Origin of the sequence: Corynebacterium suranareeae (assembly GCF_002355155.1) — a bacterium.
In the GTDB taxonomy this organism is placed as follows: domain Bacteria; phylum Actinomycetota; class Actinomycetes; order Mycobacteriales; family Mycobacteriaceae; genus Corynebacterium; species Corynebacterium suranareeae.
On the sequence record NZ_AP017369.1, the window covers coordinates 2,038,815 to 2,061,883 of the forward strand.

General features: G+C 50.5%; 16 protein-coding genes. All 16 read right to left on the reverse strand.

The genetic code is table 11. From position 1 onward, the window contains the following. Positions 1–34: 34 nt before the first annotated feature. Entirely contained in the window at positions 35–1,822 is a 1,788-nt protein-coding gene (locus tag N24_RS09550; RefSeq protein WP_096456430.1) for an AAA family ATPase, read from the reverse strand. A gap of 71 nt (positions 1,823–1,893) precedes the next feature. Beyond that, a complete protein-coding gene (locus tag N24_RS09555) occupies positions 1,894–2,475 on the reverse strand; it encodes an MFS transporter (RefSeq protein WP_096456432.1) in 582 nt (193 codons plus the stop codon). Then, positions 2,468–3,607, reverse strand: coding sequence for a hypothetical protein (locus N24_RS09560; RefSeq protein WP_197702390.1), 1,140 nt, complete (start codon positions 3,605–3,607; stop codon positions 2,468–2,470). The genes N24_RS09555 and N24_RS09560 overlap by 8 nt, the downstream gene beginning before the upstream one ends. 161 nt (positions 3,608–3,768) lie before the next feature. Then, positions 3,769–4,614 (reverse strand): hypothetical protein, encoded by an 846-nt coding sequence (locus N24_RS09565; protein ID WP_096456434.1) that lies wholly within the window; start codon positions 4,612–4,614, stop codon positions 3,769–3,771. 90 nt (positions 4,615–4,704) lie between these two features. Then, positions 4,705–5,517 carry a hypothetical protein gene (locus N24_RS09570; RefSeq protein ID WP_096456436.1) on the reverse strand — a complete coding sequence of 271 codons (813 nt, stop codon included), beginning with the start codon at positions 5,515–5,517 and terminating at the stop codon, positions 4,705–4,707. Positions 5,518–5,734: 217 nt separating this feature from the next. Beyond that, the gene (gene mobL / locus N24_RS09575) at positions 5,735–8,479 is read right to left on the reverse strand and encodes a relaxase MobL (RefSeq protein ID WP_096456438.1); all 2,745 of its coding nucleotides are present in this window, start codon (positions 8,477–8,479) and stop codon (positions 5,735–5,737) included. A gap of 93 nt (positions 8,480–8,572) precedes the next feature. Then, entirely contained in the window at positions 8,573–9,181 is a 609-nt protein-coding gene (gene mobL, locus N24_RS09580; RefSeq protein ID WP_096456440.1) for a relaxase MobL, read from the reverse strand. 88 nt (positions 9,182–9,269) lie between these two features. Then, on the reverse strand, positions 9,270–10,523 hold the full coding sequence (locus N24_RS09585) for a hypothetical protein (RefSeq protein WP_096456442.1): 1,254 nt from the start codon (positions 10,521–10,523) through the stop codon (positions 9,270–9,272). A gap of 41 nt (positions 10,524–10,564) precedes the next feature. Then, the gene (locus N24_RS09590; protein ID WP_096456444.1) at positions 10,565–11,278 is read right to left on the reverse strand and encodes a hypothetical protein; all 714 of its coding nucleotides are present in this window, start codon (positions 11,276–11,278) and stop codon (positions 10,565–10,567) included. A 121-nt stretch (positions 11,279–11,399) separates the two neighbouring features. Further along, positions 11,400–12,116 carry a hypothetical protein gene (locus tag N24_RS09595; RefSeq protein WP_096456446.1) on the reverse strand — a complete coding sequence of 239 codons (717 nt, stop codon included), beginning with the start codon at positions 12,114–12,116 and terminating at the stop codon, positions 11,400–11,402. Beyond that, positions 12,116–13,129, reverse strand: coding sequence for a hypothetical protein (locus N24_RS09600; protein WP_096456448.1), 1,014 nt, complete (start codon positions 13,127–13,129; stop codon positions 12,116–12,118). Before N24_RS09600 ends, N24_RS09595 begins: the two co-directional genes overlap by 1 nt. 129 nt (positions 13,130–13,258) lie before the next feature. Then, a complete protein-coding gene (locus N24_RS09605) occupies positions 13,259–14,920 on the reverse strand; it encodes a phage tail tip lysozyme (protein ID WP_096456450.1) in 1,662 nt (553 codons plus the stop codon). 28 nt (positions 14,921–14,948) lie between these two features. Continuing rightward, positions 14,949–16,352: a hypothetical protein gene (locus N24_RS09610; protein WP_096456452.1), complete on the reverse strand. Its 1,404-nt coding sequence runs from the start codon at positions 16,350–16,352 to the stop codon at positions 14,949–14,951. A 236-nt stretch (positions 16,353–16,588) separates the two neighbouring features. Then, positions 16,589–16,948, reverse strand: coding sequence for a hypothetical protein (locus tag N24_RS09615; RefSeq protein ID WP_011014646.1), 360 nt, complete (start codon positions 16,946–16,948; stop codon positions 16,589–16,591). A gap of 239 nt (positions 16,949–17,187) precedes the next feature. After that, a complete protein-coding gene (locus tag N24_RS09620) occupies positions 17,188–21,813 on the reverse strand; it encodes an ABC transporter permease (RefSeq protein ID WP_096456454.1) in 4,626 nt (1,541 codons plus the stop codon). 231 nt (positions 21,814–22,044) lie between these two features. Further along, on the reverse strand, positions 22,045–22,866 hold the full coding sequence (locus N24_RS09625; RefSeq protein ID WP_096456456.1) for a hypothetical protein: 822 nt from the start codon (positions 22,864–22,866) through the stop codon (positions 22,045–22,047). Positions 22,867–23,069 lie beyond the last annotated feature (203 nt).

Here is a 23,069-nt window from a genome sequence, read left to right on the forward strand (position 1 = left end):
GTGTTTATAACTTATTCAAGCGACCCCAGAGTAATTACCCCTCTACACGCTTAATCACCACACGTGCTGTAGACACACGGTTGGTCTTATTACGCATCTGACCATCGACATCAACGTAAATGTCACGCACCTCGGGGTAGGTATTAATAAAGGTTGCGACCTCGGTGACTACTTCCCGCTGCAAAGATCGCACCGCACCACGGGCACCACCGGACTCCGCACTTTCCTCCACCTGATCCACCAACAAGAACTCCATCACCTTGTGCGAACAGTGCATAACCACACCATGTCGTGCGTATACCTCACTAGCCACATCTTTGAGCTTTTTGGTGATAATCCTGTCCTGCGTCGTTTCCGATAGTGGTTGAAACGGCACAATCTCATCCACACGCCCAAGAAGTTCTGGTGGAAAGCCTTTATTTTTGATTGACGTATGAATGTTTTTAATAAAGTCTTTAATTGCTCGTCCATCACCTGTGTCATCAGTGGCGTAATTCGAAATAGTCTCGAAAATCTCAGAACCAGCGTTGGTTGTCATAACAATATAGGTATTAAGAAAACTCACCTCGCGGTTGTAATCATCAGATAATCGACCATCATCAAGTACTTGCAGCAAAAGCCGTGCAATAGCTCGGTCAGCCTTTTCTACTTCATCGAGCAGAACAATGGCATTACCCTGGTCTGCCACGCGGCGCGTGAGTTCAGACCTAAACAGATCTAGACTTGATTCCAAGGCAAATTCCGACATATCAAATCGAATAAGGCGCCCGGTATCATCACCAAACAGTACTCGTGCCAACTGCTTAACTAGCTCTGTTTTACCCACACCAGTGGGGCCAGTGAACAAAAAATTCGACAGTGGCCTGGACTTATCATGAAGATCGGCCACCACCAGCTGCAAACGACGTGCTACCACAGTCGTAGCGAGACTTTGCGCCATCACTTTCTCATCAAGCTTGTCTTTAATGCTCGTACCATCGACCTTGAAGGCAATATCCACACCAATAGCATCGTGGAGCACATCGCCCAGCAGATCCATATCCATCGGCTTGCCAGAGAGTCGATGCCAACCCACCATTGCATCAAGGACGCGAATTGATTTACGAGGCTGGACAGAACTCGGCATAAAACGCTCAGTGGTGGAGTAAATCTGCTCAAAAACGTGATCGTCATAAAACTGATCGCTTACACCATAACGATCCGCCATACCACGCAAAATCGCCACAGTGGTCTTCTGATCGGTCGGTGTTAGTCGAATTTCCTGCAAGCGCTCCGTCAATGCTTGGTTCGGCCTGATGTGCTCATGAAATTCTTCCAACGTGGTCGCAGCGATAACACGCACACCAAGCACGCCTGACATCGCCAAAATCGGCTTAATTGCCTCTACCGCAGCAGTAGACAGCTGCACAATTTGGTGAAACTCGTCAATAAAGAGCACCAGCTCATGACCCTCGTGCTTGCGATAAGCAATAGCGTCTTCAAACACACCTTTAATGCGTGCTGCCATCTGCGCCGGCGTGCTCAAATCCGCAACCATTTTCGCTACATCGACCTCGATATAGTTACGTTCTGGATCTTTCACCAGTGCTTGCTGCACCAACGTGGTTTTACCCGAACCCGCAGGACCAACGAGCATGACATTCGAGATCTCTGGTCGCATCAGCGCAGCCATAATCTTATTGACTTCTTCTTCGCGTCCAACAATCTCACGCACCGGTACGGCAACAGGTGCTGCATACGCGCTCAAATAGGGGTACTTGTCTTCATCAATCTCCCGATTAATCGACACACCTACCGACACACCTACCATACTCTGAGTCATGTCCCCACCTTTACAAAAAAGTTAATTGAGTTTAATAATCAATTAAATACTACACTTTATTAATTATTTTGTTAATGCAGATTATCCCCGTAAATATTGTCCCAGTGCGCAACAAAAGACTCCTCTGCCTGCTGCGCTGCACTCATGGCAGCACTCCATTGATCCAGAGACATATACACCCACGGCCCATCCATGTGCGGCGGGTACGCCTTCATGCGCATCAACCCAAAAGGGCCGACAATCATCGCAGCAGACGTGCCCAAGCACAGGCCAATAAGCACGCCGACAAAACCGCCAAAAATAAGACCTAGGGCCGGACCACCCACAATGAGTACACAGAGCGTAATAAATAGCGCCACCATGAGTTTTTTCATTGCCTCAAAGGGATACACCCGCTTCATGACCCATACATAGGGTTGTGACTCATCAGGTTGATAATGCACAAACTTAATCGTGTCTCCGCCACCACCACTATCGTCATCGCTGAAATTCACGAGCATCACCTCGGCTTCAATCTGACGTAAACCTACAGGTACATCCAACAACCGCGCTGTACCCGCATCAAGAGTGACCAGCTCAGTGCTGTCAAGCCCAAGACTGTGAAATTGCGCTTCGAGCTCAGCAATTTTTCGATCATCATGCGATTTAGACATCGCGAACACCTGCTGCCACGTCTATCTGGGCACCGTCTGCATCGACTGGGTTATCAGCGTCTCTCCGCTCCGAAATTCCGCTGGTTTTATTGACATAAGCCAACACCTCATCAACCGCAGAATTATCAACGACACTAACTTCTAGCGCATTCTTCTTGTGCGCAGCCTTCGCACGGTGGTTATCTTTCTTGCGCTGCACTTTCTCCTTGTGAGCAACCTGTTTCTGTGCAGCCAGCTCCGCGAGACGTGCTTGTTTTGCAGCCTTCTTCTCGGCACGCTGTGCAATGACAGCAGCTTTCCCTGACTGCTCTGCCACAAATTCCTGTGCTTTTCGCTTACGTTCTGCCTCTTTGTCGCGCTCAGCCTGAGTCTGCTTACGCTGTGCATCACGTTCTAGCTGTTTGGCTGCCCGAACTTTACGCTGAGATTCTTGCCTATGGTTCCACCACCCGGCGACATCGACGCCATCAGCTCGACCAATAATGAGGCGGTCTTTTTTACGAACACTTGCCTGTGCGACACCATGAGCCTGCACGGTGACATCAAGTTTGTCCGCCACAGCACACGCGCGACATTCACACCCGCGCAAGCCTGAACCATAATCCTCTAGCTGTGCGGGATTATTATGCAGCTCACGGCCAAGTTTGTGGTGATAGCGTCGTTGCGTTTCCACCAACATGTGCTGACGCAGTGACGCAATATAATTTCCAACTGCTGCTGCATCTGAGGCGACGGGCTTTTTAGCCTTCTTCGCTTCGGCTCGGGCCGCAATGTCTGCTGCAATATCGTTCTTGATACCCTCCCAGATCACCGAATCCATCTCCACAGGATCAGCTTCCTCATACACTGTGCCAGACATACGCTGCTCATAGCGCAACAGTGCGTAGACCACCATGACAATCACCGCCACAAAAATCGGCACGTACAACAACGGCAAACCGGCACCAATAATGAGCACCAATACGGCCAGCGCACTGAGAACCCCACTGACAATGATGTGTACTGTCCACCGGGACTCCGTTATTTCTGTGACTCGTACACGGTGATCGGCTGCATCCCGTGCTACTTCGCAGCGTGTGGTGCGATTCCAGGTGTGGAGAATAACCTCATTCTCCGGCGTTCCCATTTTCATAACTTATTATCTACTTTCCCAATCCGAAAATATACTAATTTACTCCCCTGTAATATTAATACTTTAAAAGTAGACTTTTAAATAGCGAGAAATGGACAACAACCCCGCTCCCAGCACAGCTGGAAACGGGGTTGTTGTTTCGCCTTGAGGTCTGAGGCCTACTAGACCTCGTAACCTTGGTCGTAGCTAGTGTCCACAGATCGCGACTCCTGAGGTAGCGCTACCTGTGCGATCTCAGCTCGCTGGGGCTGACCCAGATTCGCAAACTGCGGGATCTCGGTGCTGATCTCATTACTCACCTGGTTGGCACCAAACCCTGATGCAGATGTTCCAGCGTTGCTGTAGTCATCACCACCACCAAAGTAGTTTTGTGCCAGTCCTGCAAGACCGCCTGTTGCGCTACCAATGCCAGCACCGGTGAGACCACCAAGTGTCGAGTAACCAAGCCCGCCACCCTGAACGGCACCAGACAACGAGTCAGCGAGACCCTCGTGACCCGATTCGGCCAAACTATCGTGTATTTTATCGGCACCAAAGCCGGTCACACCGCTTGCCATCGCAGATTTCAGCACACCTGGACCACCATCTTTAAGATACGATCCCAGGCCACCGGCAATAGCGGAATATGCACTCGCCTTCATTGAGCCACCTTCGGCCTGAATCGCATCATTAGCAAGCTTGGTAAACACACCAGCACCTGCACCAGCGAGACCTTTGCCGACCATGTTGCGCGCTTTCGACGACAAACTCTGCCCGTCTTCAAAGTCGTTGTAGGCAAGCCCTGCACCTGCGGCTGCACCGGCAAGACCAGCGCCCATATTGCCATACCGACCCATGAAGCCACTATTCTCTGCAGAGTTCTGAGCAGTATTGTTTACCTGCCCGAAGCTCATCTGCTGGTTCTGAGCTTGCTGATTGTTCTGCGAATTGCCCAAAAACTTATCTTTCGCCCATCCCGCAGCAACAGGGGCGACTGTTCCTGCGACGGCCAGAAGTGGAATTGCCATTTTATTCTTCTCCCAAAATATCTAGTAAATGAGTCCCGAGACAAACACCCCAACAAATAAGTTTGCTGGGGTGTGTGTGTTAAAGAACTCTTAGAACGGTGGTTCGTTCTCAACCTGTGGTGCTACCGGCTGCTGAGCTGCCTGTGGCGCCAAAGCTGCGGCAACTGCCGGCGGCTGAGTGAAAGGGTTTCCGGCAGGTGCTTGCGGAACCTGAGCTGCGGCTGCAGCCTGCTGAGCAGTTGCCTGTGCTACCGCATCGGCATAGACCGGAGCGCCCGCATACGCTGGCTGCTGATTCTGCATAACTGGCTGCGGTGCCACCTGTGGTGCTTGAGCCTGGGTAGCTTGGGCTTGCGCAGCCTTCTGCGCTTCCGCTGCTTGGCGATTCATAGCCACAGCCATAAATTGCTGCTGCTGGATATTCATCGCGTCTGAGATGGGAACCCCGGATGGCTGCAAAGACTTAGTGTTCATGACCGGAGGAAGAGACTTGCCGTCCTTAGTCTTCGGGAACATGACATCTGCCTTGACCAACATGGAGTAACCGACCGTCTCACCGTCTTTACTCAAAAGCGGTGTCATCTGATTACGCCCCTGTGCAGCCACCGCCTGCATCGCCTGAATCTGCGCATCAGAATATGCAACGCCTGTGTTGCGCTGACCACCTTTAGTTTCAAGGTGGAGGTGAGGCATAGTCTGTGGCGCAAGATTCGCATTCGCACGAGTGCCATCAGCATCAATTGGGATCTGAGCTACCTGAACATCCGCAAAGTGAATAGTGTTACCCTTTTCGGTCACATGCTTGGCGCTGTCATAGACATTGACAACGAGATCTACACCCTTAGTGGACGCATTCGGGTTGATGACATTGCCATCTTTATCTTTACTTCGGAAATTCGCCATGATAAAAGCCCTTTCGCACTAGTTTGTTTGGGACTTTGTTTATGACTTCCCAAACAATTCTTATTAAGTATTAATGTGAAGCATAATCATCTTGTCAAATAAATGCAATACTTTTTTCGAAAACTTATGAAATTTATTTACACCTGTTTGAATAGATTTTTTAAACAAAAAAAGAACACATCGACTTAATACATGTCAAAGTTTTCTTTTTAATCAATTAACCTAAGCCACCATCCAGCACAGCCCGATCCACTGCATCGCGAATAAGTGGTTGTACCCGCTTATCCAGTGTGACTGTTCGACCTCGCTTGATCTGCACAGATTCTTGCTGCACACGTCGTTGCACCACCTCAAAAGCTGGCTGTACAGGTACCTGATCAATCTCTTGTTGTCGTTGCGCTGCTAATTCTTCTTCACGAAGAGCCTGCTCTTCTGCTGCACGCTGGGCACGCTGTCGCGCCTGCTCTTTGATCCTGGCAAGCATGGCGCTGCGTAAAATACCGGTGCGAGAAACCTCAATGCTCGTTGCTTCCATGCGTGAAATATCGGCATCCGCTACACCCAACTCTTCGACCACCGCCTCGGGCTCTTGCTGCGAGCTGATCATCCACTCCCGTGCACGCTCAAAGGCATACCGTCGCTGGGTGACAAGCTCTCCATAACTACGCACAATCGGTTGACTGACTTTTTGATCGCTAAACCAGTCATAATGTAGATCATGTAAATCAACCCCGCGCACCTGCTCAAAATCATGCTCCGGTCGGAACACCACCTGAAACCGGCCACGCAAATGATGCACCGGGTCATGAGTCTCACGCTCTGTACTATCACGTGACTCTTCCTCAAGATACGTGCGCACAGAATCAGATACATCAGCAGCCGGCAACTCAATTGTTTGCTGCTGTATATGTCGTTCATCTGCAACCTCTCCCCCAGCCTCGCGTGGATCTGCTGCGTCCATCAATACAGCATCCCCACCGACCTCTAAACGAGCTCCTAGCTGCGCCCATTCTCGACGCAGATCATCAATTTTTTGCCCATAGGTCACCATCATGCGCTCAATTCGACCATCTAAGACAGCACGTCCGGCTTTACCTTCAGCACCTGTGCGTGCAAGCAATCCACCGCCTGGTTGATCATAAAGTTGACGGCCTAAAGCCTCAGCAGCACGTTCATCGCTCATACGAGCCAACGAACGATCCGCACGCAGAGCACGCAGACCCACCACCTTTTTGCCGTAGTCTGCAACCTCAGCCCACTGTTTTTCCCACTGACCCACAGGTGGCGCAAAGGTTAAAAAGTGCTGGTACTTCGATTGGCACATTGCATGGTACTGCTCTTCGGCATCATAAAAACTCCACATCACCTGTGAGGTGGGATCTGCTAGACCTTGAGCATTAGCGTCCTCCCAGGATCGTTTTTTCGCAGCAAACTCATGGCGTTGTTCGCGGTGATGGTTCAACCGTGCAGAATACGAGCGCAAACGCAGCCCAAATTCCTCAATACTTGGCTCAGGCGCTTCCGCTTCTACTTCTTGTGTGCCACTACCACCCTGCTCGTCTAGATCCTTACTCTTTTTCCGTGCAATACCATCAAGCAAATCCTCATAGTCTTGACCCATGACAGTCAACATGGCTGTCGAGACATCGCGCTGCTCATCGGGGATCGCAGATAGGACACTGTAGACACCATTCATAGCCTGCTCAATGATCTTTTCCCGACCATTATCAATCAAACGCTGTGTGTCCTGCTTGCCTAAACCTTCTTTGACCCGGCGTTTTTGTGCATACTGATAAACCTGGGACATTGCTGCCGGCATGGGTGAATCTGATTCACCTAATCGCGCCTCCACCAACTCACGCACTAATCTATTCGGCTTATCCATTTCTTTGGCGTTGGTCGATGCGCGCCACAGGCGCTTATCCTCGGGCAAACAAGCGACTACAAATTGCGCAGCACTTTCTTGGGTAAGTTGATGAAACGCCCAGCGCTTGACATAACTGGTGACATTACGTTTTTCATACCCCACCGCTGCCGACAAGTGCGCCATATGCTGATGCTGATCAAGCCAGGCATCAATACCACGCCGCAGAACTGCTTTACCGGGTGCATTGATTTTGCCTTTTTGCGTGCCATCAGCTGCACGATTCCCATGACCGGCATCGACCAGAGTCAAGTGTGCGTGCACATGCTTCGTATCGACCTGGATCACGCCAACATAGCGTAGGTCATCATAATGGCGCTGCGCTAAACGATCGACACCGTGCATGACAGCCATCCGCAGCTTCATCTGATCGACCTGCCCGCGATAATCACCGGCACGCTTAATATCTAAATCCTCTGGAATAAGACCATGCTCTGCTAAATATTCTTGAGTAAAAGACAAAACCACTTTCATCACGGTGTGGCCGTCCTCGTAAAGCTCTTGCACATTGTTACTTGCTGCATGAAGATCATCGTGCGACAGTGAGACATCGCCGTAGCCAAAGGCCACACCGCCATTACCCTGAGCGCTCAGCATCAAATCATGTACGCGCTGCCCATCCTGGGTAGTAAATTCTGCGAGTTCCCTAGGGTGCACAGGTTGTGATGGGTTGGCGGTGTCGGGAGCTGTGTCCGCGCCCGCGCGCAGTGCTGCTCGCCGGGCGCTGCGTTCTTCACGACGTTGTTTCAAGGTGGTGCGGCGACCTTGCCGGCCACGACGAGGGCTCATTTCAGGCTGCTGGTCATAGCCTGTTTCGCTGTCCGTGGTGAGCTGCTCCACAGCGCTATCACGGGCCATATACCGCATGATGAAGTCATCTAGTTTGTTGCGCACAATCGGCGCCACTGTTTCTACCGCATCACTGCGTGCCATATAGCCAGAAATATATTTACCTGGTGATGATCCCCGAGAACCTTTACCATTTGCTTGTTTGATCGTGTATTCATTGCGCACGATAATGGCTTGTTTCAAACTCATTTTTCCCCACAGCTCTTTCGTTAACTACTACAACAACAGCGCCGCCACCAAAACGGTAACGACGCTGTTGCTTCTCCTGATGCCTCACCTTGCCTAAAGCACGACGTTGCGCGCCTCTTGATCCACAAGCCAGGCTTCAACACCACGTCTAAACAACACACGCTCGGTGTCCGTAATCTGCACCTGTGCGTTGCCACGTGCGTCATCGACACCAAAACCTGCATCGGCCATAATGATGTGCGCATACACATAGCTACGACTCACCTCGACAGATGCGACATAACGCACGTCCTCAAAAAACGTTCCCTCAAGCCCCATGAGCCCATTCATCACGGCTAAGCGTAATTCCATGAGATCAATGTCTGGATGAGTGTCCGCATAAATATCCTGACCAAAATAATTCAGGTCAAAGCCCATAACCCCATGCTCATGAAGATAGCTCTTATCAAAAACGACAATTGCCGAGATGACTGTATGCCCGCACGCAAACAGATCCTGAATATCTTCTGCAGCGGTTGCTACATCTTCATTACTGAGCGACGCGTCACCATAACCGAAGCACGAACCTCCGTCATCGGCTCTCAACCCTCGGGCTGCAATATTGTGCTGGATATGCTCATAGGGCTCTAGTTGTGTCTTGGTTGCACCGCGACCTTTGACCAGGCGCTGTTCAATCATGACCATAGCGTCATCGAGTTTCACTGTATTTCTCCTGTTGCCTTATGTGTGTATAGCTATGGAAAAATCGGCGCCACCAGCACAAACATGCTTAAAGTAGCGCCGATTCTCGTTATAGGTCTAGCCCGCGTTCTGCAATTTTTTCATCAAGCTCACGCTGCTCCACAGGCGTGGTGTCATATCCATGCTTTTGCTCGCGAATATATGCCTCACGCACAGATTCTTGAGTCTGGATCTTCTGTGCGACACGTCGGCTGGCTTCACGCTGTGCGGTCTTAGCGCGTGGCTCGCGATCAAAATCAAGCTCTGTCGCAGAAATCTCTGCAGCACTAATGCTCGCTGGTGCTTCTGCCTCAACGGTATCGACAACATCATCGGCATCAAGATCAATAACGTCATCGAATTCAAGCTCATCAAGATCATGAACAACATCGTCAATCTCTGCAGCACTAACAGTTGGTGCAGTATCAACCCCAGTCTCACGTTCGCTGTCCTGCTCAATTTCTCGCTCCACCACAGGCTCCTGGGTGCGAATCTTCTCGTTGTAGAACTCGGTGACTTCGCGCTCCCATTCACTCATACCAGCAGTGTCATCAAGATCATGGGTAAGGAACTGTTCAGCATCGAAGCTCTCTTCAGCACCAACAAGCACAGGCTCAGTCTGGAAGGAAATTCCAGCAAGTTTCGCCATCAACTGTGCCGCGCTCAGCGCTCGCTCCTGCTCAAGGCGCTGCGCATGTGCACTGACACCGGTACGGGTGCGGTTGGCATCAGCGAAAATATCCTTGCCCTCAATCTCTGCGCGAGAAATCGACTCAGATAGATCCGTGCCCGCCTCGCCCGCTTCACGCTGGCTACGGTAGTCCTCAAACATGCTGGTGAGCTCATAGCCAGAGGATTCTTGACTAAAATCCACACCATGAATCTCCGATAATCCCACAAGCACAATCGGTGGTGCATCCTGCGACTCTGGTGCCACGACAGTGACGTCGGCATTCATGGGCAACTCCCACGGCAGGCTCGTCATCATCTCGCGCGGTGGCTGGAAACCTTCTAGATACAGTCCTTTATCAATGAGATCTTTATGCTGCTGTGGACTGAATTTATAAAATCCACTAAAACGCTGTTGGTTTTCTGAATCAAACGTGATTTTTTGAATGTCGTACGGTAGCTGCGACAATGCGGTCACGCTGTCAATGGCACCCTCAACGTGCAATACCGGTTCATGCTGCGTGCCAATAAACTCAACTTCAACAACATCTGGGGTAAACACCGCGTATACCGGCGCATCAAGTTGTACTTTTTCACCTTGTTCAGCAACCCGCTGCGCTGCCGGTGAATTGGTGTTAAAACCTGCAAGCTTCATATCGTTTCTCTTTTCTCTACGTATCGTGATGGTCGCGTTAATTAGTAACGGACACTAATGCTGCGAGCTGCAACAACAGCGTCGTTGAGGGCGTCGTGTCGGTTCTTATCGTCTGACTCTTCTGACTCAGACTGCTCCTGGTGCGCCAGAGTCTCTTCGGCCTGTTCTGCCGAGTAGATGGCATCTAGTTTGCGCTGCTTCTGTGACTCTTTGGCCTGCTGCTTAAGTAGTTTCTTGCTTGCTCGGGCGCGCTTAGCTTCTTCACGGGAGACCTTTTCACGCCCCGCATACAACCCCTGTCGCAGAGTCATGGTAAAACGCCACAAGGCGCCGAAGATGAGATTAAGTACCTTCATCACAACAAGTGCCAGCACAATCATGAGGAAAAGCACCGGGATGACCCAGCTAAAGAGGAATCCATCAGTGGTGGAAACAATCACACCGGCAGAAGCGCCAATGCTAGAAATAACCAGACTTGGCAGCACTGATACCCCCCATGTGCCGATGATGGTGACCACAGTGCCAGCTGCAAGGATCGCTACCGGCCACACCGCGATGACAAAAACCAGGAAAGCAAACCAACCACCCAGTGAGCCGGTGAGGTTCCAGACCTTATCAACCCACGTAGGCCACCCACCGGTGCGCGCAGTGATCGGTTCCACCGTATCAACCGCCACCGCCTCTGCATTCTCAACCTGTACCACATCATGAGCGCGCTGCAATTGTCGCTGTTTCTTATTTTTCGCTCGTGCCATAGTGCTTATCCCAATTCCTTTTTAATACAAGTATGTTTGTCACTTTCTTTTTATAATATTAAAAGACAAAACCCCCAATAGCTAGTCACCGACTAACTATTGGGGGTTGCCCCAGAAACTTTTAACCTGAGTACTTCACACCACCGGGAACAGTGCGTGCTTCGAGGTTACGAATCTTGCCGTCAATCACGTCATAGGCAAGCCGTGATGTGGAGGTTGTTTCCGCCTCACCGCCAGATCGCTTCGACTTCATCGTCACCGTGGATACATAGCTGTACTCTGTGCCATTAATACGAGTGACCACAGATTCTAAGCTGCCAAAGCGGTTGGACAGATCCGCATCATAGGCGTAGTGCACTTCGCCAGTTGGGTCTGTGCGAGCAATACCTGCCATCTCACCAGGCATAAACACAGACATAAACTGTGATTCTTCATCCAAGTCATAAACACGCATCACCTGTTCACGCACGTCAAGGTAGTCGCGCACGCTGTCCCAGGTCAGCGCCATGGTCAAAAACTCCCGAACAACTGCGTCATCTGCAGCCTTATGTTCAGCATCCATACCGCCAGTAGCATCACGCACTACCTGCTCTAACTGACCATCGAGCTTACTGTTTAGCGCATCGCGCTCTTGCTGCAAGGCCATAATCTCGCCAGTTTGACGCTTTAGTACAGCACTGCGATCAGCAGAAGTACTGATAGCAACAATGATGACCACCACTGCCAAAATCAACGCAATAATCATGACAATATTTCGAACGAAAAAGCGCTTGACCTGATCAAGCATCGGCTCATCCTCAGTCACACCACTCTGGTTGTGTAGGTTTCGCGTCGTCATTATCGGTTCTCCTGTGCCTTGTTTAGCTCAGCGATTTCTAGCGCTCGCTGTAGTTCATCAACAAAAATATCTTCGCCCTCAAGCTCTCCGGCTTCACCGCCAGCACGCGCGGCACTCGCCTCGGCGTTTGTGCCATGAGCGCCAAATTCAGTTGGTGAAGTGGTTGCACCGATACGCTGATGTCCCTCATAGGTATGCGCCAACGCCAGCGAACTAAACACGCCGGTATTGATGTTGTAATCAGCTGTTACCCATGCCAACAGTGCACCGTCACGGTCTCCACCAGTCAAACGCGCCTCCCACATCACCACCACGTGCTCAGTATCAGACATCGACAGTGTGGGGATCACAGCCCATTCCCAGGACTCAGCACCCATGGGTGCCCAGGTGGGGCGATTATTATCTCCAACAACAACTTCTTGTGGCTGGTACCAACGACCTGCCGCCTGAAATTCACCTGTTGTACCAGCGGATACCGTGAATTTTGGCTTGAGCTCGTCAACAATTGCCTTAAACTGCTCGGTAGCCACATCATCATCGACACTGGTAATAATGCCGGCTAACTGATTCTGTAAATCAGCCACATTCTGTGCACGTGAGGCTGCTGCATCAAATTGACTAGCAAGAGTCTCTTTTTTAGGCATTGCCTCTGCAGTGTTTTTTAAGTCATTAACTTCATTACGCAGGGTAACAATCTGCTCATTGTTTGCGCTTACCTTGTCGTCAAAGCCACCTGAGGTGGTACTTATCCACAACGTTGTACCAATAAATACAGCGCCAGCAAGCACAGTGATCGCGATGCGACCCAAACCAAACAGCGGCTTTCGCTTACTTGCATCTTCTTGCGCTTTTGCTAGACGACGTTTACGGATTTGTTCTGCACGACGACGCAGATCATCACCGGTAATCTTCTCGAACGCTTGCTTTTCCTTATCGCTGCGCACTTCCCCATTGACGACCCCATCGACAGAGATGGGCTTAAGGTCATCCGACCCGCCATTATTCTCAGCCATATTAAACCCCTTTTAAAGTTACTAAGTTATTAAAGTTTCTAGAATATAAGTTATTACACAATAACGGGGCGCACAAGCGCCAACTAGCAGCTCATACGCCCCGTTAGACCAACCCAGCGTGAGAAAAACTTATCCCGAAGGAGTTGTCATCGTTGGGTTAGTCATCTCGCCAATTTCTTTGCCAGCAGGGATCTGCACACCGGAGAACACTGAGTTTGTCTCGGACTTGGTGTTGCGGAACACCTTGAAGTTCACACCCCAACCATCCAGGCTTAGGGTGTCCAACGCAGGCGAACGGTCATTCAACGATGCGTGACCAATAGCTGCATTAGGCTCTGAATTACCAGGGCCCAACATGTCCACAACAACCTCATTGCTGACATACATCGCCACGTGATTCGGTGCACCAAGGAGCACATCGCCAGGCAACAAATCGCTTTCTGACATAGTGGCAAGATTGCCGATTTCCTCCCAACGGCTCGATCCTGTGCCCACAACATACTCATACTGTGCTGCTGTTGGGCCTGCCGGGAACGTATCATCCGTACCCGACCAGCGAATAGCGGTGGCAACGCCACGGTCACAGGATGCGTAATACGGATCACCGGTCAGCACTTCATCATGGATATAGCGGTAAATATCGGTACCGTCATTGCCACGAGAATCAGCCAAATAAGGATGCGAAATCGTCACCATTGCTTCTGCTGCGGACGTGTTTCCACCTGAGGTGCGGTCCTCTTCAGGACAATCATTAAGAGCATCCTGCTCATCACGCGCCGTGGCTTTTGCTGCTGCACCATCAGCCATAGAGATCACAGACTCACCCAAGGTTGAGTTCTTTTGCCAACCACCCATCTGCGCGTACCACTTAGATGCTTGCTCTGCACGAATGGGTGCATTACCTGGGACATCTGCCGGACGCTCCCATTCACGCAGGAAATACTCGGACGCTGCGGTGGGGCTATTGCTACTGGCGTTTTTATTATCAACCATTTCCAAAAAAACCTTGCGATCGCTTTCATTGTCGCCACCAATAGCAAATGCAAGCTGCACGTCGATGTAATGCCAGTCTCGATTTCTATCGGCAGCAAAATCTAGCAACATCTGTGTGCGCCCTGCTGTCCACTGCCCAAGCCCAATACCCATCGGCTGAGGTTCAAAGTTCTTATCCCACGCAGCTCTCTTCCGGGGACCGATGGTATTTGGTTCATCAAAAATACCCTCCACCGAAGTCGGGTCGATACCTGATTCTGTCTCAAAGTTGCCCAAGATGCCGGCGATATTTTGATCATTCATCCCAAGATACGACAGCGCACCGTACACCAACTTCGCGTTCTCAGTCATATCACCTGCGTCAATGGTAAACGGGTTGGTCGTTACAGGTGTCTCACACAGCTCGATAATGCCGTCTTTTCGACCTGCCGGCACCACAATCATCGACACAATCAACGCAATAGTCGTCACCGACGACAACACCGAGCCTGTACCCGCCAGCATTGCGCCTGCACGTGCGGTGATCATGCCACCTGTAGCAGCAGAGATACCAGTACCGGCAGACAGGGCAAGCCCCATCATTCGTGTCCACAGGTTTTTAGCCAAATTACCCATAGAGCGAGCACCATTGGCTGCAAGTGCTGCAGTACCAAAACCTACACGTAGTGCACCATAACCTAAGCCTTGTGCAGCTGAGCGGGTCTTATCTTTTGCTTCATCAACAAACCCTGAGCCTCCCGAGTCACCATTATCAGGTGCATCGGGGGCATCATTTGGTTCTATAAAATCATTAGCCACAATGCACTCTCACAATCAATAAAAAAATCTAGAAACGGAATTCAACAGCGTCGGAACCTTGGGCAACCTGAGTATTTTCCACGGCCTGATCAAGCTGTGTTTCCGAGATCAACAGTTGTTGCAAAAGTTGTCGCTGGTAGCGCTGCTTTTCGTTGAAGTAGTCCTGGTATGCCTGTGCCAGATTGTTTTTCAGATCAATGAGCGGCTTTGCGCCTTCACTGAGCACATGATCTTCTAGGCGATCGCCATTGCTTAAGACCCACTCCATCTGGGTGGCATTCCACGTCTCTTTGGTTTGGTAAGCGTGATCAGTAATCCAGTCCATCGCGTCTTGTCCACCTGGAATAACACTGTCTAGATAACCGTCCAGTGTGGTGCGATTACGCCAATCAAAGTCATAACCGCCACCAAAAATATGATCGGTGACCAGGCGGTATGAATTGTATTGATAGCCCTCACTCATCAGATTATCCAGCGACGCAGCCATGAACGTCTTGTCCTCCCAACCTGGGACAGATTTCCCGGTGGGGTCCTCAGCGAGCTGCTTGGTAACATCGACACTTGCCAAACCTTCGATACGATCGCCGCGAATTGACTCATGCGGAATAGGCTCAATCAGCGACACGCGCTCACCCATAATGGTCGCGCTCGTAACGCCGAGCGCCTCCTTGTAATTCTCGATGCGACCAAGCAGTGCGTTCATACGTGAAAGTGACGTATCTAGTGCCTGTCGGTGACCCACCTCCGTATCTGTCATAGAGGTCTGCCAATACAACGCACGGAGATCAATCTGTTCGTCATTTAATGCCGGCAACGTCGCCAAAGTCTCTGCCGCTGGATTGAGCATGATGCGCCACTGGTCATGATCAATAAAGGAATCGTCATAGCCTTGAGCCTTCATATTCTCCGAGGTCAAGTTTGTACTATCGACTTCGACAAGCTCTTTCTTTGCACGCATTGTGATGTTGAGAACCTGCATATCAAAGCCCTCGGGGGCCTCAAGCATGAGCCCAATTCGACCATCACCAAAGCTATAAATGGAACCCACAGTTGCTTGAGAGACATCTGCTGCTTTGGGACTGGTGCCAAGGTCTTTCACACCGGTGACATAGGCAAAATAATCCTCAGCATTAGTGGACATATTGGCGGGAACAGCAAACTTAATAACAGCAAAAGCCCGTGTGCCCTCTACATTTTTCCAAAAGCCTGCGAGCTCGCTGACTTGGTTGGTTCGTGATGATCGAAACTCGACGTTGTACGTAGCTGTTTGAGAAAAATCAATGTTGCCGGCCTGCACTGCGTAAACAATTGTGCTGCCAAAAAGCAGTGACCCTGATACCACTGCTGCACCCGAAATAAGTGCTACCCGCTCGATCGTGTAGTGCTGCCCTAAACGAAAGCGACTGACAATACGATCGACTTTCTTCTGCATACCCTCTTTATTTGATGATGACTTTTTCTGCTTTGTTTTTCTCTGCACAGTATTTGTCATAGCTCTACCCCATTTCTTTAATGACAAACTTATTTTAACTATTTAAAGACTAATTAAATTTAACACAATTAAATAAACAAACATACTGCATTATTTAACTCAACTAACGCCCCCAAAACATACAAAAAGCACACCCTCAGACATCTGAGAATGTGCTTTTTGCGTGGCGCTAGATCTTAGCCACCTGTACCGAAACCGGTAACCGTATCGCCTGCACCAGACGCAAAGTTCAGCGCAAGTGTGATACCACCAACTAGGAACGCACCACCGACAATGATGAGCAAAATAGTGGTGAACCACTGAATCTGCTGACCACTCTGACCACCGAAGAGCTTGCGCATCACGTTGACAAAGCCCCAAATCACAGCAGCACCACCAACAAGTGCCAGCAGCGAACCACCAATAATCATGAGGTAGTCAGTCGAGTTTTCAAGGAACGACTGTAGATCCCAACTCTCACCCGTGGTGTACTGATCAGCACCATCCCAACCGGTGCCACCCTGTGCAACATAACTAACATTTCCAGGAATTGACATATTCACCCTACTTTCCACACTGTTCCCATAAGTAATAAACAACTTTTGTTACCAACCAATAATTTAGTCTGTTTCTTAATGGGTTTCAATTCCTTAAAACATTTATTACTTAAATAATCCTTAATATCTAACGGTCCCAGAAGAGAAGCAAAATACACCCTAATAAGACACAGGGAAACCCCTGAGAAACATCAATGTTTCTCAGGGGTTTCTTTACTTACTTAGTGGCTACCGGCTCATTACTGCTTCGAGCCAGTGTCACCGCCCTGTGGCTGTGACCCCTGATCACCGTGATCAGTCTTTTTTGCCTGCTGCTGTGTCTCGTTGCCGCCCATGCTTGCCATGCGGCTGCTTACCGCAGCTGATCGCATCGCTGCGTTCATCGCCTGACTGGTCGCAGAAGGCTTCTGGCTTCGCTGTCCACGAATGCCATTCTTGGCACTGACACCGCTACGCTGTGCACCTCCGCCGCCTTGGGTTGCTCCACCACGACCACCAGTGCGTCCGCTACCACCCATCGCGTCACGAACATTAGCACCCATCTGACCAGGCTGTCCGAAGCCTCGAACAGCTTGTGATGCCAGCGAGCCTGCGACGTTCGCACCCATAATCTGAGCTGATGACGGAGTACTTGTATTCGCTGTGTGTGCAGTATTGGCCTGGTTGTTCTGCACAAATGCCTGCGCATGTCCAGACTCTTGGTAGTGAGCCTGACCAGGTGCTACAGGTCCATGTGATGCGTTAACCACATGAGCAGCACCTGTAGAACCGGCAGCACCACCAGAAACAGCGTTACTGATAAATCCAGCACCTGTCGCAGCGTTACCCATTGCGCTTGAGACAGTGCCTGCGCCTTGTGCTGCGGAACTTGCTGCGCCCGCTGCACCGATCACACCTGCAACACCCGCAATGCCGGCTGCACCTTGTGCCATCTGACCAAAGCTTGCGCCAGAGGTACCTGCATCAGCATTAGTCACTGCATTCTGGATCTGACCAGGAACCTGTGACAAGTGCTGTGCCGCCTCAGTGAACTTACCGGCCACATCAACACCACCCATACCACCTGCTGCATAAGCACTGTTTACACTGTCGCCAACCTGCTGACCCATGGACGCCAGCTGAGTATTCAGTGCCGAGCCAGAAAGATCACCAAGCTGCTTACCAGCCTTTCCAACCGGTGCTTCAGTGGCCTGAGCATTAAGCGGCTCGACGCCACCGAGAGAACTAGCTGGTGCAAGACCCTGGGATGCTGCAACCTGAAGCGCTGCATCATTCACAGCCTGATCTGAACTCGACACAGACCCACCAGCGAGAGCACCCACTGGGGCACCACCCTGCAGCGCAGCCTCGCTCATATTCAGACCTGCACCAGAACCTGTCGCACTGTAATCAGCACCAGTGGTACCAACCGCACCCACAGCGCCAGAGACCTCTGCGCCGTAAGTGTCTGGAATCTTTGACAGACCAGACTCAGTGACACTGCTTGCCAGGGACTGATCATCCATGACATCAGCTGCCGTGGTAATGCCACTCGACTTCACACCAGATTTCTCCATCATGGTTCCTGACGAGCTCAGACCAGCCATCTTCGTCTCAGCTTCAGCAGCGCTCATTGGTGTGCCATCAGCATGAAGCGGGTTGCCCTGTGCATCGACGATCGCACCCTCACCGTCGAGGGTGGTTCCATCAGCACTGTACGCAGCATTGCTAAATGATGCCTGACCAGAGCCACCAACAGCACCGTCAACGAAATCAGCACTAGCATCCGCAGAAGCGGTTGTATCGCCATCTGCTACATAGTCACCATCGACCGTTCCTGAAGCAGAACCAGCTGTCGCATCGGCATCAACAGTAGCGTCGCCACCTGCTGCAAACGAGCCATCGCCGTCGCCGTCCATAATGCCCTCAGCTGCTTGATCAATGCCTTCCTTGGCGAGCCATCCAGCACCTGCAGCACCACCAACAATTCCAGCAGTAGCCAAACCGGTCTTAGCAAAGTCACCGAGCTTGCTTGAGCCAGATCCACCACCGTCAGCGCCGCCGCCTGAGCCAGAACCTGAATCAGATCCGCCATCATCACTACGAAGTAGTGCATGGGTGGCGCCAATACCGACACCAGTCGCAGCAGCACGACGCATCATGCCGTCACCAGAGGTAGCACCCGCAGAAGAAACCTGCGTATCGAGGAACCGGTTAACAACAGAGGTCACAGCCTCATCAACGCCAGATACCAGGGAGCTACGCACCTTCATCGCGATGATAGTGAAGACGATGACACCGAGCGAAGAGATCACCGTAATAACCAACGCTGCAACAGCCATGTTATTCGAGGCGCTCAAAGCCAAGCCAACAAGACCCATACCACCAGCAACCACCGCATCAGATTCAACATCACGAAGTGTCGATGCCAAAGGTTGCTCAAAAAGCGCCGGCACGGTCATGAGGAACTTGGTGATCAACTGGTACAAGAAAATGGTACCGATAATCTCAATGAACATCGCCACTGTGTACACAATGACCTTAGCGACACCGGCGATAAAGCCCATGGCTGCGAAAGGAACAGCGCCAATCAACGAAATAGAACGTCGAATCGAGTTAAACAGCATTGCTCCGGCATAACCGATACCAATAACAATAAAGCTACCCATGAGCGAGATCGCAGAGAACCAGTACACGATAGACATTGCACCAGTGCCGATGAGATTCACCGAGTTATGGGACGCACGTGAATAGGTGGAGGTTGATGTCGAGGCCGAGTAGACACCGGCGTCAGCAGGGTTGAAGGAGGTGTTGAGGTAGTTATACATCGTCAGCGGGGACAAGTTGCAATAACTGCGGTAGTCACCATCGAGAGCTGCGCCTAGATCACCTGGCAAGCCACCAACTAAGCCACCAAAAAGATCATCCCAAATTCCGCCAAGTCCACTCGCCGTAGAAACAACAGAATTAGTGCAACGTACAGTCGGATCAAGTGTCCTAAATCCGATTCCGCTATCACTGATCTGCGCACTTGCCAAGCCAGCCGAGTCATGAACCGCTAGCAGTGGATTTTTCGCCTCAGCAATGTCCTCTGCAGTCTTTTCCTTAATGGACGACTCAGTATTGTAATCGGTCACCCACGCCATCACATCTGACGCAGAAGTTGGATCATCCTTCGCCAAGTCCTCCATAGCACTTCGAATCGAAGTCTCAAAGCTACCCGAAGAGAGGCTCTCATTTTCAATATAACGAGTAAGCATATCCACAGTACGGCCAAAAATAGTCGTTGCTGAGTTTTGTGCAGCTGCGCCACCACCACCAACGATATTATTCATCTCCGAGGACTTAGGGTTAGACATCTTTGACATCCAGCCTGCATCTTCACCGTTTTGGAACTCTAAATCAATCGCTGCACCAGGTTCTTTAAAAGCACTGAAATAATAATTTGAGTTCGCATTAATTTCCAATGTTGTATTCCGTACCGTCCGCAATGATTGACCTGTCGGCGCCTGCTCATCCAGATCCCATGAGATCACATTGGCATTACCTACCTTCGACGGGATCTGTAAACGTGTATTCTCTGCCCACGACTGGAAATCAACATAGGTGGACAACACGATTTTTGTCGCGTTTGATCCCGCACCGGTCGAGCTACCAGCGCTCAACAAAGAATCGAGCGCGCCGGTGTAGGTCACACCAAGAAGTGGCAACCCAACAACACCATAAATAACCCGGATCGCGACCTTTTTAATTGCCGAACCCTTATCCATGCGGCGCATCATGAGAATACCCATCATGGTCAGGCCAAGTGAGACCGGGATAACCACAAGCCAACCAATGCTGACAGCCCAGTTATAGATCTGGGTAAAGAAGCTCGTCATGCCTTCAAATGGAGTACCTGCTGCGGTCTGTCCGCCTGCCATACCCTCAGTGAAAGTGGCATTAGTGTTCTGTGACGCCGGCGTCACAAGAAGGCGGAAGGGGTTAATAGTCGTCAAAACCTTTAGTACAGAGTTAAAGACAAGATCAATACCACCAGAAATCATGTACACAGCCATGATCGAGTAACCCATACCTTTACGCTGCGCCATATCAGTCGCAGAGTCTTGCGCTGCAGAACCATCGAGACCTAAGCCACTGAGTGTCGCGCCAAACAACGCATATTGGTAAGGACCCTTGTACGAATGCGTAGCCAAAGAGTCATAAGAATATGTCTTCTGGTTATTCGCATCACCAACACCGAAGAACCAACCAGAGTCTTCATTGTGCTTCGGATCTGAATAACCCAGCACGTCACCGCCATTAGCAGCCTTATTAAGAACACCACCCCACGCGCCAAGGCCAGCGTCCTCTACATCAGTGAACTCATTACCGTCACCTTCTTCAATACCTGCAGTTGCTGCACGGCCATTGGAGTAGAAGGACGCCATAGCAGAGGCCATGCGGTACATCGAGTAATCAGGCGCCTTGTCAAGGTTCTCCTCTTTGCGTGTTTCTTCGTTTTTTGCATCATAGAAACACTTAAGAACATCGTCAGCAGCCAAGCATTTCTCCACTATGTGAAGCTCGCCGAGATTCTCAGTAATGCACTTGAGCAACATTTCCGTGTCACCGTCACTGGGACAGATCGCTTCAAAAGCAACCTCGCCCATAGCACCAACGACCTGCGCGATAATTGCCGACGCAAAAGCGTCAGCCTCGCGCTCTTTGTTGCCAAATGCACCAAAACTAAAGCCCATGGCGACAATAAGTGTCAGCACAGCAACTATCACCCGGCGTTGCCAGGTTTTCCGCTGATGCTGCGCACGATCCATGCGTGCAATTTCTGCATCTACATCCAGACCATTGAGCTGAATGGTTTTTTGATCCAAGACCGCTGTGGTCACTTGCCCGCCACCCCCTCAATATTCGTTTTAAACAATTGCTTAAAAAGTTTCATTAATCCCCAATTCAAAGTTACTTTAGAATGGAATATAGAAACTTTAACACATTAAAATTGAATATTAAATGTTGTTTAAAGTCGAAATTGTGAATCCAGAATGACAGATATTTCCAGCTCACGACACAAAAACACCCTGTGCAGATTTAGCACAGGGTGTTTTTTATTCTAACGGGACTTAATTCTCACGTTCATAAAGAATTGGGCTTGATGGAACACCGTCAAAGAGTAGCCCGTAGCAAGTCTCGTCCGTACAGGTGACCCGAGAGAGCGACGAATCTATCTGAGCTTGTGTGAACCCATCTGCCAGAAGTTCCTTCGTCATATCCGAGGTGAACTCATCTAAATCATAACCATTTGAGAACATTGAGTTGCTCACCTCATAGGCCACAAGGTAATCGGCACCAGCTTGGAACTCATCGCTGAAAATCTCAACCGCTTTCTCCGCAGCAGAGTAACTAAAGCCCTTAGTAACCGCCTTATCTACCGCGCCTTTAGGTGAAGTAACATCGGCAATATCCTTGACATACAGACCAAGCATCGTGGAGAAGTCAACGTTATCGGCTACATAGTCGCTCACTTCTGAATCGTAGTCGCTAGCAAGCTTCGCTACTGCTTCAGGCCCCTTGGCATCGTCCAAACCCGTGCCATAAATCTGCTTCAGCACCACCTTGACACCATCTTCATTGTCTGCCCCAGCACCCATAGCAGCAATAGCAATGAGCTTCGATGAGACATGTCCATCAAAACGGTTGAGCGCTTCGAACGCAAGCGCAGACATACCCTCGCTGTCTGCACGAGCCTCTGCCTCAGTTGCGTCCTTGATGGTGTCAGCGGTGTACTTCGCAGACACAGAGCTATCAGAAGAGCCTGAATCACTGCTGCTTGAGGCAGATCCTGTACTGTCAGCGCCGTCAGCATCACCAGAGCAAGCTGCTAAGCCAAACATCAGCGTACTGACAGCCAGTACGGACAGGGCTTTAGTCTTAAACTTTTTCATGAGGAGTCAACTTTCTTTTATCAACGTTTGTTATGGTCATCTGCCACAATCGCTGTAGAAGTCTCCCCCTTGTGCACCTATGGCTTTTAGTATTTATAACCCAAACCATATTATTTCTTGCAACAGCGTGCAAGATCTACACAGCTCTATACCCCCGATCCCAGCGGTAAATCGCCACCACAAAAGCAAACACCGGCTCCACG